Source organism: Streptomyces sp. LARHCF249 (assembly GCF_052871255.1).
Genome location: NZ_JBIXJQ010000001.1, coordinates 26,174 through 44,305, shown reverse-complemented (window position 1 = coordinate 44,305; position 18,132 = coordinate 26,174). Strand labels below are relative to the sequence as shown.

Genomic DNA, 18,132 nt, shown 5'->3' with positions numbered 1-18,132 from the left:
AACCCCTCGCACGCACGGGCGCGGCCATGACCACCGGCCCGCGTTGTACGAGCCGCTCGGATGGGTGCTGCTCCGGGCTCCACTCGTCCCGGCCGACGTGCGTCCGTCTGCTCGCCCGGCCGTCTCGGACTCCTTTGCGATCCCGCCCGATCCGCTGCTGGACCTCGCCATCCGGGTGGCGAGTCCGGATCTGGCCGCCGCGTTGGAACGGACCGGTCCGCTGGACCGACCCGCCCCCCGGCTGGCGCGCAAACTCAGGCGATACGCGATCAGGATGTCCACCAGGCCGACGCCCTTCGGCCTGTTCGCCGGGGTCGGTCTGGCGCAATGGGCGCCAGCCACCGACGTCGCGATCACCCCGGCCGCATCACGCACGCACACACGGGCCGACATGGGATGGGTGCATGACCTGGCCGAGCAGATCCGCAGCGATCCGGACATCGGTCCGTGCCTGCGCCTCATGGCCACCCCGGGCATCCTCGTTCGCAGCGGCCGCGCCTTCCTTCCTGACGGCCCGGATGCCGGGACCTCCATTCGCGCCACCTCTGCCGTGCAGCGCGTGCTCGCCGTGGCACACCGGGCCACTGCGCGGGCCGACCTGCAGGAGGCGATTTCGGACATCCCCGGAGCGACGCCCGACAGGGCCGATCGGCTGGTCAACGACCTGACGGAGCAGGGCTTCCTGATCCCAGAGTCGTTCCCGGCGCCAACCGGAGGCGACCCGGTTACGCGGTTGCGCACGTGCCTGGAGACCACTGGTTCCCGTCAAGCGCTCGCCGTCGCCGAAGAGTTGGCGCGCCTGCTCGACGAGTTCGCACGATGGGACAAGCTGCCTCTCGACCGGAAGGCGAAGAACCTGCCGTCCCTGCTCGACCGCATGGGGGAGATACACCCCGGCGCGACGAGCACGGACAGGGCCGACGGCACTAGAAGCGGTGGCGGCCCTGGCACGGGCAGCCCGAAACGCCTTCAGACCGACACAGCGCTCTCCCTCACGGCCACGGGAGTGCACGCGTCGGTGGGCGCCGAAGCCGCCGCGGCCGCCGAGCTGCTCCTGCGTCTGAGCCGCTTTGCCGACGGAGCGCGGCGGATGGAGGACTACCACAGGGCCTTCGAAGCCCGCTACGGGACGCACTGCCAGGTACCCCTGCTGGAGCTCCTCGATCCCTCCGTGGGCCTGGGGCCGCCCTCCTCCGGCCACGGTGCGAGCGCGGGAGGCGCTCTCAGCCAGGACTCACGCGACCAAGTGCTGCTCGACCTCGCCCTGGAAGCGAACCGGGAGCACCGCACGGCGGTGGAGCTGGATGATGAGATCCTCGCCCGGCTGGCTCCTTCCGACCCCGAGCCCGACCGCCTCCCGCCCTCATTGGACCTGTCGTTCCTCCTGGCGGCCGTATCCCCAGCGGCCATCGACAGAGGGGAGTTCCAACTCGTTGTCGGACCAACTCTCGGCGCATCGGCCGCGGGGCGGACTCTGGGACGGTTTGCGGGACTCTTGGGCCCGCCTGCGCATGCGGCACTGGAGGAGCTCGCGCGCATCGAGCAGACGCACGAGCCCGGCAGGCTTCTCGCCGAAGTGATCTACGCACCCGACCCAGCCCGCTCCGCGAACGTGGCGCTGAGGCCGCCGATCCGCCGCCACGAGATCTTGGTCGACGCCTGGCCCGGAGTACCCGAGGAGGGTGCGATACCGCTGAGCGAACTCGTTCTCGGCCAGCGGGACGGGCGCTTCGTGGTCAGTTGGCCTTCGGGCGGAGCAGAGGTCGTCGCGGGCCAGGGCCACATGCTCAACACAGCCAGGGCTCCAGCCGCCGTCCGTTTCCTGCTCGAGGTCGCCCAGGAGGGCCGCTGCCACTTCGCCCCGTTCTCATGGGGGCCGGCGAGCGGCCTCACGTACCTGCCCCGGGTGCAGCGGGGCCGGACCGTCGTGGCCCTCGCGCAGTGGCGGCTCGACTCGGTCCAGGTCATCGGGCCCGCGCGAGACGACGCATTCGCGGCAGCGATGTCGAGATGGCGGGCCAAGTGGGAGGTGCCCAGTCACGTCTACCTGGCGGTCGCCGACAACCGCCTGCTACTCAACCTCGACGACGCACAGGACGTCGAACTCCTCCAGGAGGAGCTGAGCGCGGCCGGGGTCCCCCGGACCGTACTGCTCCAAGAAGCCCTGCCGGGACCGGAACACGCCTGGTTGCCGGGACCGGACGGCGGCCACATGTCCGAGTTGGTAGCACCGCTCGTCCGGCGGGCCACTGAGCAGGCGGCAAGCGAGCCGCCTCCCGTCCTCCACGTCGTCGAGCCCAAAACACGGCTGCGCCCACCAGGCAGCGACTGGCTGTACCTGAAGCTCTACTGCGACCCTCAGCAGGAGGAGGACGTGATCGCCGGTCCGCTGTCCGACTTCGGGCAGTACGCCGTCGAGTCGGGGCTCTGTGCCGGTTGGTTCTTCGTACGCTACGCGGACCCGGAGAGCCATGTGCGCCTCCGCTTCCACGGCGACCCGACCCTGCTCACCGGCCCGTTGATGGAACAGGCATGTGCATGGGCCGGCGGGCTGAGGGCCGATGGTCTGTGCCGGCGGTTCTCGTTCGAGACGTATGAGCGTGAAGTCGAGCGGTACGGAGGAGAACACGGGATGAAGGCCGCCGAGGCGCTCTTCATGGCCGACAGCCCCAGCGTCGCCGGCATGCTGCGGGCGCACGCCGAGGGCAGCCTCGGCATCGACCTACTGGAGCTGGCAGTAATCAGCATCGACGACCTGCTTGCGCACCTGGGCCTGTCCGCGGAGCAACGGGCGAGCTTCTCCTACGGGAGCCCGTCGGTCTCACGGCTCGGGGGCGCCGAATACCGCAAGCGGAAGAACGCGCTCCGCCAGGCGCTGGGGGGCGGGGCTCGGCCCTTCGACGACGGCGGCGAAGTGTCCCGACTCCTGAGCACGCGGGGTTCGGCACTCGTGCCGGCCGTCGACCTGGTCACCTCACTGCGCCTCAACGGGGAGCTGTGCCGGTCCGGCGAGGAACTGTGCCAGAGCTACGTGCACCTCCACGCGAACCGCCTTCTCGGAACGGATGCGCCGGGTGAGACGCTGGCCCTGGAACTGCTCCGCCGCACACGGGCCGGCCTCGCCCGCGCGCCCCTGGCTTCAGCGTGACGCAGCACCTGTTTCGGAGCAGGCGACACCGGGCCCGCCGCGCTGCGGTGTGCATGTTGCCTACGAGAGCCCTTCCGCGCCCAGCGGGCGACCAAGGTCAGCAAGCGCATTCCGCGGGAAGCCGTCACGCAGAAAGGGCACTGTTCGGTCGAAGTCCTGGAGCAGCCCTCCACCCTCGACGGGCCACAGCCCCGAGTCGGCGACCGGAATGCTGACGTAGGCCCGGCCTGGCGCGTCATCCCAGGTCGGGTCCAGCACGCTGTCGTCAGGACGCACGACCCAGGCGCGAGGAAGGTAGAAGTCGAGCCCGGCACAGGGCCGCGGTCGCCGGACAGGCGCATGCTGGAGATGAGGCGCGGCGGCCAGGCCGACCCCCCGCCATCGCGGTCGGCGGGCTCCGGTGTCAGGCAGCCTCGCCGAAGCAGCGATCATCAGCGACCGGAGGATCACGGGGCTGTCTGCCGATGTGATCGCGGAACTCGTTGCCGAGGTCGGTCCGTTATGGCACGAACGGCATCAGGCGGGACTGGAGTCCAGGCCGCGGAAGCGGGCCGTCGGGGCCGGCGCAAAGCACCGGCTGGTCTTCATCGACCGGCTCTGGCCACGCTCGTCCACCTCCGCCACGGTGCCACTCACCATGTGCTGGCCTGCTGGTTCGGCGTCGACTGCTCCACGATCACCCGGGCGATCGGCGAGGTGCGGCCGCTGCTCGCCGAGCGGGGCTGCACCATCGCCACCGGGATCCGGCTCCACACCCGCGCCGAGGTCATCGACCACCTCGGCGCCAGCGGAGAGACCGGAATCATCGACGGCACCGAGATCCCCGTCCGGCGGCCGACCGCGGGACGCAAGGGCCGGGACAAGTTCATCTCCGGCAAGAACAAGCAGGATACCGTGAAGGCCATGGTCCTCACCGACTCTGCTGGCAGGCTGTTGTTCTGCAGTCCAGCCCAGCTGGCAAGCTGTGCCGACATCACCCACGCCCGACAGTTAGGCCTGTTCAAGCACCTCACCGACGGCCCGGCCGTGGAGATCCTTGCGGACGCCGGCTACCAGGGCCTGGGCGCCCAGACCGGCGGCCGGGTCGTGACTCCACCACACCGCAAGTTCAAGAAGAACCCACCGGACTGGTACGAAGAGATCTACGAGCGGCAGCGCGAGGCACACTCCTCACGCCGCATCCGCGTCGAGCACGGCATCGCACACCTCAAGAACTGGCGAGCTCGCCCGCTACCTGGGCCGACGCGAGCACATGGGCGACACGATCCAAGCCATCGCCGGACTGCTCTCGCACCAACAGAGCGCCATCCGCGGGCCCGGTCAGCCACAGTGACCACCGGGCCGACCTGCACCTTTTGACGTCGCACCGCCAACCATGCACGAGCTCGTTAGGTGCTGTCATCTGAGTTTCCGCAGTCAGCGGAATTCGGCCAGTCCGTGGGTGTGCGTGGAAGTTCCGTGTTGTGCACCCCTGTTGCCGTCGGCGTTGCCGTCAGACGGCTGCGCGCGCGAGGGCGGCGGAGTGGGCTTTGGCCGGTGTCCTGTTCGGGTTGGGGTCGGGCATGTCAGGGGCCGTCAGTGATCAGGTGATGCTTTGAGCCAGCTCGTCCCCGGTCGACCGGCGACGGGCCCGTCTGGAGCCCCCCTTTTAACGCCCTGACGTGGCTGGAGTCGACGACTGCCCTCGACCAGTCGAGCCGAGCGGCAGCATTCAGCTCGGCCAGCAGCACCTCGTGCAGCCGATGCCAGACACCTGCCTCGTTCCAATCCCGCAGCCGTCTCCAGCAGGTCATGCCCGAGCCGAAGCCGAGCTCCTGGGGCAAGTGTTCCCATTGGATGCCGGTGTGCAGTACGAAGAGGATCCCGCACAGCACCTGCCGGTCCGGTACCGGCCTGCGGCCCGGGTACCTGAACCGTCGCTCCTTCTTCGGTAATAGCGGCTCGATCCGCTCCCACAGGTCATCCGACACGATCCACGGTGAAGCCCCCATGGCCTGGACAACACCCAACCCGCCGAACGGACACGGCCACCAGGACCGATCTACCTCATTGTGTTAGGCGTTCTAAGTAACGGCCAGTTCAGGCGGCCTGAATAGGTAACATGTGAGACAGAGCCGAACGATTTACAGTCCCAGGCCCGGACCATCTGGTCCGGGCCTGCAGCTATATGGGCTGAACACTAACGAGGAAATGAATTGCCGGGGGCGTGCGACGAGTCGGCGGCCAAGTCGTGTATGGCGACTTCGGGTTCGTTATCGACACTGGTGTCGCAGTAGAAGTCTCACGGCCATTTCGTGTCCATAGGATTTTGCGGTAGCGAGTGGAGTTTCCCCGTCCGGACCAGAAGCGCCTGGATCGGCACCATAGGCCAACATGATGGCAGTCATGACGGAGTTTGCCGGATTTCCAGATTGAAGAGAAGAGTCTCCTTCCAGGTCAATCGCATGAATCAGGAGAGTCAGGCCACAGCAGATTTCATTGGGGTCGGACCCGGCATCGAGTAGGCGGGCCAATTCTACGTAGTCTTCGGACTCGACCGCCTGATGTGCTGGTGTCCACGGACTCTCAATTTCGAAGGACATGTGAACTCCCGCGTTGCCAGCCAGGCGGGCAATGGTAGAAGGCCGGGGGCCTGGCGCCCCCGGCCGTGTTGGTTTCGGCGCACGGGCCGGACACGGCAAGTGCGGGCGGAGGTTTCTGAACCCTCGGCGGACCCGGGCCGGGGTGAGCTTGTTCGGTTCTGCTGGCCGTTCCCAGGGGCGGCGGACGTCCTCGGCGAGCGGCCGGGCAAGACGGAGCTGGGTGTGCGCGACGATGATGAGCCACGTCCACCGGTCCGCGGCCTGCGGGGTTCGGAGCTTCGGCTTGGCAGCTTGAGGGACTCTGCATCCTTCACGACTTTCCACTGGGTTCCAGAGAGGTCCGCGCCGCCGACCACAACCGCCTCACCAAGGTCATCCACGTGGACAGGAAGCAGACCGAGGGCCAATTCGCACGAGACCAGCGGAAGTGGGTGGGCTGCCATTGGACACCAAAGAAGCCCCGCCGCAAGCATACGCGGCGAGACCTCCCGTTGGTGATGCCCTAAACAATTATCACGGACCATCCGTCCTGTGGGCGAGCGAACAGGCCGTATGTAATCCAGGGGAATTCGCTATGAACTCATCCGGGGATTTAGGGTGGATTCTCCAAATTGGAAGTGGGAGACGAAGGAGCTGACGAAATATCGTGATCTATTCAGGATGTCTCCGTGTTGACCCTGCGCCTTCATTGCGTACTCTTCGAGCGCTTGCAATGACTCGGCATGCATTCCTTCAAGTGCGCACGCAACAGCGAGATGGCCGTTCAACTCCTGGTATCTCGCGGACGATTGCATTCTCTCGATCAGGTCCCGCAATGACCCGACAGAATTGAGATAGGGGAAGCCGTAGTCTTGCAGGTCGCTCCATAGGGCGTCGAGTTCCCGCGCTACCCTATCCTGCGAGCGAACTGTCCAGCGAACGTACGGAGCCATTTCGACCCCGTCTTTGTATAGGAGGTCCGACAGCCCCGTACCCATCGAGCAGGCGCCCGCCAGGCCTCGGAACTGGCGCCCCGTGAAGGCCGCTACCAGGCGACTGGTCTCGAGATGCATCAGGCCGAGGTTCGGGTGGAAAATCACACGATCCGGTTTGACCTGTGGGTTGAGAGCGATCTGGTAGGCAATCCCATGCAACCCTTCGATGGCAAGGATCGGTTCAGTCGAATTCACGCGTGCCCATTCTGAACCTTGGAGCCTATTGGTGATCTCTTGTACAGCTGCCACTTCTACGGGGGAGTGCAATCCGGGCACCTCCATCGATCGACTTGCAGGGGGAGGGTTATCTTATCACCGTGCTCGAATCCGTACGGAGCCAGCTTATCTGTTGCGAGCCTACCTCCAATGGTAATCAACTCGGGATAGCCGATATCCTGATTGGCGGTGAAGCCGCCTGTGTTCACCTTTGATTCAGCAGCAACCCAATGTCCATCCGGATGCTGGGCCACGAAGTCTGCGCGGAATGGCGTCCCGTCACCGGCCGTGAATGAGACCTCGGGGGTGATGTTCGTGTAACCCTCTGCCTGGAGACGACGATGGGTCGCGAACTCACCTAGGTCGCCGTGATTCAGCCCCGGCGTAGCGGGGCAGATCCCCACACCGTTGCTGTTGTGGACCAAGATCGGGACGCTGCCAGCCAGCACATAGTACGTGTGGAGGTCGGCAACGGTGAGGTTGTAGGTCTCGTTGGTAGCTTGGTAGGTGCGTGTCTGGGCGACGGTCACGGGTGTTCCGTCGTCGGTGCGGAGGGTTGTGCCTGGCTTGAGTTCTCCGGCGTCCTTCCAGGCCTGGTCGGTTTCGGACCAGAAGGGGTGGTGGGCTGTTGTGGTGATGGTTTTGATGCCGTCGTCTGTCTGGATGCCCAGTTCGACGTACTTCTTGTCGTCTTCGGTGTAGATGGTGGCGGTGACTGCCTTGGCGCTGGTTTCGCCGGTTTCGGGGTCGGTGGCGAGTACTTCGTCGTTGGTCGACAGTTCCTCGATTGGCTTGCTGGCCCCGTTTGCGAGTTGGACTTTGGTGCCGGGTACGAAGCTGTCGCATCGGGCAAACGCTCCGATTACTCCCTTCGCCCCCTTGGCTGCTTTGCCGACGAAGGGTATCGGGGCAACCAATTCTCCAGCCGTCGACTCCCAGGCGCCCTCGTCGGACTCAATGCCCAGCACCCCCAGCAGCCAATTGTATTGATCGCGTCCAGATATGCCGAGGAGGGACATTGCCATGCCATGCGGCATCACCTGGTCTGCGCTCGCCATTCCCCGTCCAACGCCAGTGGCGAAGTTGGTGAATGTGGGTTTACGGCGCTGCTTGTTTCTCCATTCGTCTTGCTTGGCTCTGACGTTGTTCTTTCGGATCTGCAGTTCGCGTGAGTCGCGGTTGAATCGGGATGTCGCGTAGGTCTGGTAGTAGCGGCGCTGCCTCCTTTCGTTTACATAGGTGATTTCGTGAGAATTGGATGCGGTGATGACAGTGTTGCCGTTGCAGTTGTAGAGCGTGCCGCATTCTTCGCTCTTCAGACCGCTGGGGTCACTGCCGGTGATGGGGTTTCCGTTGGCGTAGGTGTAGCCGTTCATCTGGAGGGGGTCGGTGATGTCGATGATGGGGTCGACACTGATGAAGCGGCCGGTTTGGGGTTCGTATTCGCGGGCGCCGATGTGGGTGAGCGCGGTGGTGTTGTCGTCGGTGCCGACGCCGAGGAAGGTGCGGTTTCCGGGCCAGTTGGAGGGCTGGGTGCCGCGGGGGTTTCCGTACGGGTCGGACTTCCGCCGTGTGACCGCCTGGCCGTCCTTTTGCTCGACGCTGATCGCGGCGGTGTTGTGGTGGTCGGCCAGCTGCTGGGAGAGGGTGTGGCCGGTGGTTTTGCCGTTGGTGCGGCGGATGGTGGTGGGGGCGCCGGGGCTGCTGTAGTAGCGGACGGCGTCGATGGCCTGGCCGGCCTTGTTGACCGTGACCTCGGATTCACCGAGGTAGAGGGTGCGGGAGCTGCCGGTTTCCTGGATGACGCGGTTGCCGGAGGCGTCGTAGAGGTAGCTGGTGAGGTTGCCGAAGCTCCACTGCTGTGCCGCGGTAGGGGCGGGGCTGGCGCAGGTGTACAGGTCGAGGTCGTTGCCGTCGGCCGGGTTGTCGTTGGGGACGGTCAGGCACTGGTTGGTGCCGGTGACCAGAGACTTGTGGGTGGCGTTGTAGGTGAACTTCTGCCCGGCGCTGTTGGGGTCGCAGGTCTTCAGGCGGGCCTTGCCGCCTTCTGCGGTGAGGCATTTGCCAAGAGCCTGGACGCTGTCGCCGTTGATGCGCCATTGCTGGGGCTTGGTCTCGTTGCACGTCAGGAGCTGGACGGGGGTGCCGTCAGCGGTCTGGCCGTCCTGGACGTCGAGGCATTTCCCGGCGAGGCCGGTGACGGCGACGGAGCCGATGCCGGGGCTGGTGGCGGACTGGAGTTTGTTACTGCGGTCCCAGTTCAGGGTCTGGGTGTCGCCGTCGATGGTGCGGGTCTTGGTGTTGCCGGCCTGGTCGTAGGTGTACGTGGACAGCGAGTCGACGACGGAGCCGGCGGTCTTGGTGGCCTTGTTGACCTTGGTCAGGGCGTGGGGCTGCTTCTTCAGGGACGGCTGGGGCCCGCCGATGTCCACGCCGTAGGCGTAGTCGGTTACGTCGTCGAGCGTGGCGTCGGTGGGGTCGTGTTCGGTGAGTTTGGTGCGGTTGCCGATCGCGTCGAACGCGTAGTCCTGCCAGTAGGCGTCACCCGCCAGGGCCGAGCCCACTTCGGAGCGCGCGGGGCCTGCTGGGCTCGTGGGGCACCCTGCGGTCTTGCCGGTCCAGGCTCTGGTGAGCTGCCCGATGTTGTCGTACGTGTAGCACTGGCGGTCCACCAGGAGTGGGGAGTCCTTGGTGGCGGTGGGCCGGGTGTCGGGCTGGGCGTCGGTGATGGAGGTCGGGTTGCCGACCGTGTCGTAGGTGTAGGTGAGGGAAGACAGCAGGGTGGACGTGGAGTAGGGGTCGCGGGTTTCGCGGTGGCTTTCGGCTGTGGTGACCCGGCCGGTGTGGGGGTCGTGGATGTTGTTGGTCCACACGCGGTGGGGTGCGTTGCCGGTGGCGGTGCGCAGGACTTCGCCGAAGGGGCTGTAGATGGTGTCTGCGGTGTACCAGGTCAGCCCGGACATGGTCTGCACCATGCCGTCTTTGTTGTAGCGGGTGATCAGTTTCTCGGCGGCGAGGCCGCCGACGGTGGCGGGGAGGGTCGTCGACTGGACCTTGCCGGTGGGCGTGTAGGTGGTGCTGTAGGCGTAGGTGCCGACCAGTCCCTTGGTGGTCTGGGCGTTCGGCAGGTCCGGGATGGTGATCTTCGATCCGGTGGGCCGGTACTCGCTGTCGTAGCCGGTGACCTCGCTGCTGTAGAAGCGGCCTTCGCCCCAGTTGCGGGTGGCGGAGACGGGCTGACCCTTGGCACCGGGAAGAGTGTCGTAGGTCCAGGACGCGACGAGCCACCCGGTATTGGGGTCGTCGTTGCGCAGTTCGGTCTTACGGCCGAGGACGTCGTACTTGGTGTGCTGGGCGTACCCCGACATGTTCGTCGCCGAGGTCTGCTGGTCGAGGTTGTTGTATGTAAACGTCGACGTGCCCATGTCCGGGTCCGTGGATGAGGTCATCCGGCCGCGGGCGTCGTAGGCGTAGGTCCAGTTGTTGCCGGCCGGGTCGGTGACCTTGGCGAGCTTGCCCCGGACGTCGTACTCGTACCTGGTCTTCGTCGTCGCGGGATTGTCGACCACCGCCGGGTCGACAGCCTCGGCGCCCGTGGAGGTGTAGTGCTCGACCATCGTCGTGCGGTTGAGGGCGTCGGTGCTGGTCTTGACGGCGCGGCTTCCGGGCAGCGGCGTCGCCCCGGTGGGGGACATGGCGCTGCGCGTCAGGGTCCAGTCGCCGCCGTACTGGGTGATGGCGGAATGCTTTGCCGTGCCGTTCTCCACCGTGGTGGTGCGTACGGCACGGCCGAGGCCGTCGTAGGCGGTCCGGGTGGAGTTGTGGACCTCGGTCATCGATTTCGGAACAAAAAGTTCCGTTTTTATGTGGTCGTCGGCGAGGTAGCCGTTGTTGGTCTCGGCGACGGTCCCGTTCGCCGAGTAGAGGGTGTCGGTGACGAGGAGCGCGCCGCCCGGGCCTTCGGTCTGCGTCTGGCGGGGCCGCAGGAGTCCGTCGTAGATCGCGATCGAGGTGCTGTAGGTGCCGTCGTCCTTCAGCGCACGGCTGGTGACGGCTGGAGTCTTCTCCTCGTCGATCTGGTAGTCGAACGTGTAGGCGGGCTTGTCCGTCAGCTTCTGCGAGGGGGTCCAGACCTTGGTGCTGCGGCCGAGCGCGTCGTAGGCAGTGGTGACCTTGCGGTCGTTCGCGTCGGTCGCCTCCAGGACACTGCCGCGGGCGGGATCCACCTTCGTGATCACCGTGTGCCCGAGCGCGTTGGTCGCGGTGACCGTGAACGCGGGCCCGGTCGGCGGATCGAATGCGGTGGTCGACGGGTTGCCGAGCGCGTCGTACGTCTTGACCGTCCGGCCGAGCGCGTCGTACTCGCTGCGCCCGGAGGTGATCCAGCCGGTGCCCGCGGCATCCAGGCTGTCGACCTGGTAGGGCAGGCCCCGGGTGGGGGCGGTACCAAAGGCGTTGACGGCGTCGTAGGACATACGGGCGGAGCTGAGGACGGTTCCGCCTGCGGTGCCGGCTTCGGTGCAGTCACCGGTCGTCTCGCGGACTTCCGCGGGCAGGCCGATCAGGTTGCTCGCGGTGTTGTGGACGTAGGCGGGCTTGCTGCAGGACTGCTTGACCGTGGTCCAGCCGGTGCCGTTGTGCTCCTTAACCTCGGTGTGGGTGGTCTTGGGCAGGCCGTAGACGCTGTCGTAGGTGTGGGCGGCTCGCACCATGCGGGACTTGCCGCCGCTGACAGTCTGGATCTCCTCGGTGTGGTCGACGCCCTTGCGGTACGCCTCGACCTTTTTCGTGGCGTCGTCGATTCTGGGGCGGCTCGCGGTGGGCGTGCCGGAGTCCCAGGGCCGGGTGAGGTGCCGGTTCTCGATGTCGTCGTCGCCGCCGGCCTTGGTGTAGGTGATGTTCTCGGCGGTCTGGCCCTGATAGCGGGGCTTGTCCTCGCCGAGGTCCACGGTGCCGGTGGAGTCCTTGACGGTGACCGGGGCCGCGGTGGTGGACAGGCCGCGGAAGTAGCGGGTGCGGATCTGGGACTTCTCGGTCGCGGTCGACGTGCCCGCGTTCTCCGTCTCGCCCGTGGTGGTGACGACGCTGCCGTAGCCGCGCCACTGGCTGTAGGTGCGCAGCTCGGGCTTGCTGAGCTCGTCGTCCTCCTTCACCCAGGCCGCGCCGCCTTCATAGGTGTAGGCGGTGACGACGTCGGGCCGCTGCGCTACGCGGTCCTTCTCGGCCACGCTTTCCACGACGTACTTGTTGAACACCTCGGTCGGTGTCTTCTCCGGCGCCAGGTCGGGATCCGGAGACCAGCGGACGGGGAAGCAGCGGGAGGTGTTCTTCGTCTGATCGGGGATGGTCGTGCCGAGAGCGCAGGGGGCGGAGTAGGTGACGTGGATGTCGCCGCCGGTCTCGGTGCGGATCGTCTCTACCCGGAGCCGGTCGAAGTCCGGGGCGGCGTCGGGCTTGCCGGATACCGGGTCGTTGGGCTTGACGACACGGTTGGGCATGTCCTTTCCGTTGGCGATGAAGGAGACCGGGGGCAGCACTTCGCCGTGCTCGCTGTTCGTGGGGCTGTAGCCGGTGCGTGTGATGGAGTCCAGCCACAGTGGGGGGCTGGTGTCGCTGCGGTGCTTCGGCAGGGACTGCTTCAGTGCCCATTGGTCGACCTTTGTGAGGGCCGTGGAGCCCTCGGTGCGCTGACCGTAGGTGGTGACTCTGGCCAGGCGCATGCGCGACCAGAACGTCGGCGACGCGTTGACGCAGAGAGCCGCGTCCATCTTGCAGTGCAGCGCGCTGGGGGTGTCCCACCATCCGACCGCGTTCTTGGTACCGAATTGGGACTTGTCGCAGTTGGTTTCCTGGTCGGCGAAACACCGCTCATCCACGCCGAACTCGACTCGCCCAGCGGGGGCGCCGGCGAGGTTGCCTGCGCGTAGGCCGTAGAGGATGCGGATCGGGTAGCCGCCGCGCGTGTAAACGGCGATCTTGCTGGCGTCCTTCTCCTCGTACTTCTCGTTCTTGGCGTAGCGGTTCTCTTCCGGCTTCCAGTCGATGACCATGGCATTGCCGTGGACGTCCTCGACGTAGTCGAGGTTCCAGCGCCAGGCCTGCCGGCAGGACGAGTTCGCGTACACCGTGGTGTAGCAGGGCTCGCCGACATGGTTGCCGAAGACCGGGACGGTGAAGACGGAATCGGTGGTGTTCTGCGGGGAGGTGCCGTCGCCGTGGGTGCCTACGCTGTGGCGGCCGTAGTGGTAGCGCATGCCGTCGCGGGTGGTGACGACCCAGTACTCGCCGTCCTTCGCGCCGCTGCCGCTGCCCGTCTTGAGCTCGACCCTGGAGCCGTCGTCGGAGGCGGGAACCCACTTCCCGGTGGCGGTGTCGCGGACGAGTTCGGTCGTCGAGCCGCCCAGGGAGAGGACGACGTTGTCACCCGCCCAGCACAGGTCGCCCTTTTTCTTGTCGGTCTCGTTGTCGTTGTTCGGCTTGCCGGTGGTTGTCGCCTTCAGGTCGTCAGAGCAGGTGCGGTAGCGGCGCTCGATGAAGCCCGGGTTGTAGTCCCAGCCGTCACCGATCCAGGACGCCTGCCCGTTGGTCACCGACGTCTTGCCGTCCACCGCCTGGGACGAGTACGAGAACGCGATCGAGGGGGTGGGACCTGCAGGGGCCGGCGGCACCGTCAGCGGGTAGGTCCAGGAGAACCCGCCCCCGCTGCCGCCCGCCGTCCAGGAGCCCGACGGCGACAGGGACGTGGCCTTGTACGTACCGCCGGCGCCCGCGGCCCCGTCGGAGGCGACCAGCACCGTCTCACTGCTGCCGGCCGTCATCGTGTGCATGCCCTGAACGGGCGCAGCGGCTGGATTGACGGTCGCTATGACCCGCTTCTGCCTGGGATCGTTCACACTGGGAACGTCCGTGGAGACGTCGCACCCATCCGGCCGGGGAACGTCGAGGAAGCAGGCGGGGAACTGTCGCAGCTTCAGGCGTGAGGACCACTCCGTGCCGTACAGGTCCTCGAACTTCGAGTAGTCCAGCGCGACGTCGACCGGATTCACCGCGTCGGCCGGAGGCGTGATCTTGACCATGGCGCCGTCAACGCCCGCGGCCTCGGTCTTGGCGCGTTCCGAGACCGCCGCCGACCAGACCCCCGACGGAGCGGTACCCGTGTTCTCGACCTTGCCGATACTGACGGGCAGCGCGCCCACCTGCGTGAACTCGACACCAGGGGTAGGCGTCACGCTGGCAGAGCCACCAGCAGGCAGCGCCACCGCCGTCGGCGCATAGGGAGCCGGCGGCGTGGGCGGGTCGCCAAACCAGCCCTCGAGCTGCGCGGACGCAACCTGGTCACGCTCCGCCTTCCGGTCCTCTTGCAGGCCGGGCAGGGTGACGCCGGTGCGGTCGCCTGGTGGCGCGGCCCAGGCCTGGACGGGCAGGAGTGTTGCGGTCAGCACCACGGAGAGTGTGATGCCGGTGCGCCCGGCGAGGCGCGCGCGTTTCGCGCGTGCCTTTCTGTTTCCGGGCAGGCGGAAATTCGCCGTGAACGGCGACATGTGGACCCCCCACGCTCTGCCGCCGCGGCCGAGGGCGCACGGCCGGCAGGAAAATGACAATTAGCCAGCTGATTCTGCGGCCGGAGGGCCGGAAAACCTATGGTTCCGAGATCCGGTGTGTGCTTTATCACTTTACCTGCCGCATAGGGTGGGGCAATAGCCGCAAACAGTCGTGAAGTGCCTGGTCAGCGGGCTGGGGCGGGGGGTGAAGATGTCGGTGGGATGGTTCATGCTCGGCTCGCACCCGTGTGTGTGAAGGCGTGCGGGGGAGTGGGCTTTTCATGTATTTCCCGGCCTGTGGCCGGATCATTTGTGAGTACCGAGGGCTGCTCGTGTGTGCGCCCGAGGGGGGAGAAGTACACCTGTGTCTGTCAGTGAATCCGTGGACGAAAGTCCGCCAACAGCTTCTGCGGAAAAGGAAGTTGCCGCAGTTCCGGTACAGCGATGGTTCAGGCGACGCCGGACGCTGGGCGGTCTGGCCGCTCTCCTCGCAGTAGCGGTCGCGCTGCCGGTCGGCGTTCACGTAGCGGGGGACAAGAAGCCGAAGGTCCGTCAGGGCGAGCGGGCGCCGATCGCGGAGCCGGAAGCCCGGCGCCTGGCCGCGGCCTCCGGCAAGGAGGTCGAGGTCACCGCCGCCCGCAGTGCGAACACCACGACCTGGGCGCGGCCTGACGGAACGTACCGCAAGCAGGTCTTCAGCTCCGCGTTCCGCGCGCAGGTCGACGGAGTGTGGAAGCCGATCGACACCCAGCTGGAGAGGGTGGAGGCCGGGTATGCGGCGAAGGCGGTCAACGGCCGTGTCGTCTTCAGCGCCGGATCCAAGCAGCACGCCGCCGCCGGTGGGGAGCGGTCTTCGCGCTCCGTCACCCGCGTCGCGCTGCGGCAGGACACGCCCGGTGAGGGGTGGAGTGAGCTGGTCCGGCTGAACACCGACGGCCACGACATCGTCGTCTCCTGGCCGGGCACCCTCCCGGAACCCGTGATCGACGGCCCGCGCGCCCTGTACGAGAACGTGGCCCCCGGCATCGACCTGGTGATGACCGCGCAGGACGGCGGCTACTCGCACGTCCTGGTCGTCAAGGACCGCCAGGCCGCCGCCGACCCGCTGCTCGGCCAGCTGAAGTACCGCCTCGCCTCACCCGACCTGGCTTTCCGCCTCGGCGCGGAGTCGGGCGCGGTCAGCGCCCGCAACGCGCAGGACGAGGAGGTCGCCGGCTCTCCCACGCCGATGATGTGGGACTCCAGCGGCAAGGTCGCCACCACCGACAACGAGCCCGCCTGGAAGCCCACCGACAAGGCGGCGCAGCACCCCAGTCTCGGCCTGTCAGGTCTGGCCGGGGCGGAAGGCGCGCGCCTGAAGCCCGCCACGCCGGCCCTCGCCGACAACATCTTGTCCATCACCCCGGACAGCGGTCTGCTGAATGCGCCGGAGACGGTGTACCCGGTGTTCATCGACCCCTCCTTCAAGGGCCACAAGCACTCCTGGACCCTGCTCTACAAGACCGAGGGCAACTCGAGCTTCTACAACGGGCAGAACTACAACGCGAGCGGCACCAACGAAGCCCGCGTCGGCTACGAGTCCACCACCGGCGGCACATCCCGCTCCATCTTCAACTTCGACTTCGGCAGCCAGCTCCACGGCGCCGGCATCATCTCCGCCAGCGTGCGGGCGCTGCAGACGTATTCGTGGTCGTGCGAGCAGAAGCCGATGGACATCTACTCCACCCCGTACATCACTTCCTCGAGTACGTGGAACAACACGAACAACTCGACCTACTGGAGCCGGAAGGTCGCCACCGAGTACGCGGGCTACGGCTACAACAGCTCCTGCCCGGACAACTGGATCGCCCCCGACATCAGGGGCCTGGTCGCCGACGCCGCCGCCAGCGGATGGGGCGCACTGTCCCTCGGATTCGCCGCGCCGAACGAGTCGAACGCGTGGTACTGGAAGAAGTTCATCGCCAACGGCGAGACCGCCCCGTACATCGAGGTCACGTACAACCATCCGCCGGACACCCCTACCGCGGCGAACATGCAGACCTTCCCCGGCGGCCGATGCCTGACCACCAGCCCCGGTACCGGTATCGGCAAGACGAACGTGACGTTCCAGGTCAAGGCCAGCGACCGCGACGGCACCAACACCATCGACAAGGTCCAGATCGAGGTCTGGAACGGCGCCACGGGAGCCCAGGTCTACAACGAGTGGCTGCCACCCAACAGCGACGGCGTCGTCTTCCACGAAGTGCCCATGGGCGCATTCACCTCGGGCACCACGTATCACTGGCTCTCCCGCGTCCGAGATAAGGACAACGCGGGTTCCGGCAGCGGACCGTACGACTCCGGAGGCGGCGGCTGGTGCACCTTCACCGTCAGCCACGTCGTCCCGCAAAACCCGGCCGTCTCCTCGACCGACTTCCCGGAACCCGGCCAGAACTACACCGAGTGGAGCGCGAAGCCGGCCGGCACCCCCGACCAGGTGTTCACGTTCAGCGGCAACGGCGCCAAGGCCGAGGACATCCACGAATACCAGTACAGCCTGAACCGGCCCCTCTTCGACAAGAAGACCTCGCCGACCCCCCTCAGCGCAGACAAGGCCTACGCGAAACTCCAGGTCGACACGGCCGGCCCCAACAAGCTCTACGTCCGCACGGTCAACAAGTACGGAAACATCTCGCCCCAGACCATTTACGATTTCCTCGTCAGCCCCAGAGACGGCCTGGACAAGCCCGGTGACGCCAACGGCGACGGCCACCCCGACCTCTTCGCCATCGACGCGACCGGAAGCCTACGCACCTACCCGGGCGACGCCGTCGGAGACACCGACGCGTCCATCCCCGGCGCCATCCTTGACGGGATACCCGCCACCGGGCACTGGAACACCGACGCGAACGGTAGGCGTGCGCTCATCGGCCACTCCACCGACTGGTTCCCCGGCGACGGGCTGACCGACCTCATCGCCCGCATGCCCGATGGCAAGCTGTACGTCTACCCGGGCATCGGGACCGGACAGTTCGACGTCGCCCGGCGCATGGAAATCCTCCTCCCTGCCGGCGCACCCGACCCAGCGACTTTCCGGCAGATCATCGTCACGGAGGACATCAACGGTGACGGGCTGGCCGACATGTTCGCCCTCGACGCGGACAGCCTGTGGTCCTTCTCCGGCTACACCGGATCCAGCTTCACCAGCCACACGAAGATGGCCGGCGTCGTCTGGGCACCCCGCGACCTCATCGGGGTCCGCGACGTCTCCGGAGACAACGTCCCCGACCTCCTCTTCCGCGACAACGCCAACGCAAGCCGCGGACTCCTCCTGCGCAAGGGCAAGCCCGGCGCCAACGGCGGAGTCGACCTCGCCTCCCTCTCCGCCTCAGCCAACGCCGTGGGCGGGGTGGACTACACCTACGCCACCACCGGCTGGGGCCGCACCACCATCCCCATGATCCTCGGCACGCCCGACGCAACCGGCGACGGCATCCCCGACATCTGGGCCGTCGACACCCTCGGCAACCAGTGGCTCTACCAAGGCGGCACCGCCACCCTCGGCCCCGCCTCCGGCCGCGACGAAGACGGCTGGAACACCTTCCTCACCATTGGATAGTCCACACCACAGCAGCACGAGCAAGCGCCCGGCGGGGCAGGACACCCCCGCCGGGCGCTATCGCTCAACCATC

Annotated in this window: 5 protein-coding genes and 2 pseudogenes; 3 read left to right on the top strand and 4 right to left on the bottom strand. The window is 66.8% G+C overall.

Going from position 1 to position 18,132, the window contains the following annotated elements:
* Nucleotides 1-43: 43 nt before the first annotated feature.
* Together ACIPUC_RS00185 and ACIPUC_RS00180 are read left to right on the top strand one after the other, a co-directional pair.
* On the top strand, nucleotides 44-3,148 hold the full coding sequence (locus ACIPUC_RS00185) for a lantibiotic dehydratase (RefSeq protein WP_446585930.1): 3,105 nt from the start codon (nucleotides 44-46) through the stop codon (nucleotides 3,146-3,148).
* A 639-nt stretch (nucleotides 3,149-3,787) separates the two neighbouring features.
* Nucleotides 3,788-4,507, top strand: coding sequence for a transposase family protein (locus tag ACIPUC_RS00180; RefSeq protein WP_446585929.1), 720 nt, complete (start codon nucleotides 3,788-3,790; stop codon nucleotides 4,505-4,507).
* 215 nt (nucleotides 4,508-4,722) lie between these two features.
* Here the strand turns inward: ACIPUC_RS00180 and ACIPUC_RS00175 are convergent.
* From ACIPUC_RS00175 to ACIPUC_RS00160, 4 genes and pseudogenes are all read right to left on the bottom strand, one after another.
* Nucleotides 4,723-5,139 (bottom strand): annotated as a pseudogene (locus ACIPUC_RS00175) (IS5 family transposase); the annotation flags it as partial.
* Nucleotides 5,140-5,763: 624 nt separating this feature from the next.
* A pseudogene (locus tag ACIPUC_RS00170) lies at nucleotides 5,764-6,012 on the bottom strand (NF041680 family putative transposase); the annotation flags it as partial.
* Nucleotides 6,013-6,302: 290 nt separating this feature from the next.
* Complete coding sequence (locus tag ACIPUC_RS00165; RefSeq protein ID WP_446585928.1) at nucleotides 6,303-6,899, bottom strand: hypothetical protein; 597 nt, start codon at nucleotides 6,897-6,899, stop codon at nucleotides 6,303-6,305.
* A 56-nt stretch (nucleotides 6,900-6,955) separates the two neighbouring features.
* Nucleotides 6,956-14,362, bottom strand: coding sequence for a ricin-type beta-trefoil lectin domain protein (locus tag ACIPUC_RS00160; RefSeq protein ID WP_446585927.1), 7,407 nt, complete (start codon nucleotides 14,360-14,362; stop codon nucleotides 6,956-6,958).
* Between the two features lie 463 nt (nucleotides 14,363-14,825).
* Between ACIPUC_RS00160 and ACIPUC_RS00155 the strand changes: the two genes are divergently transcribed.
* Nucleotides 14,826-18,059, top strand: a complete 3,234-nt coding sequence (locus ACIPUC_RS00155) for a DNRLRE domain-containing protein (protein ID WP_446585926.1) — start codon at nucleotides 14,826-14,828, stop codon at nucleotides 18,057-18,059.
* Nucleotides 18,060-18,132 lie beyond the last annotated feature (73 nt).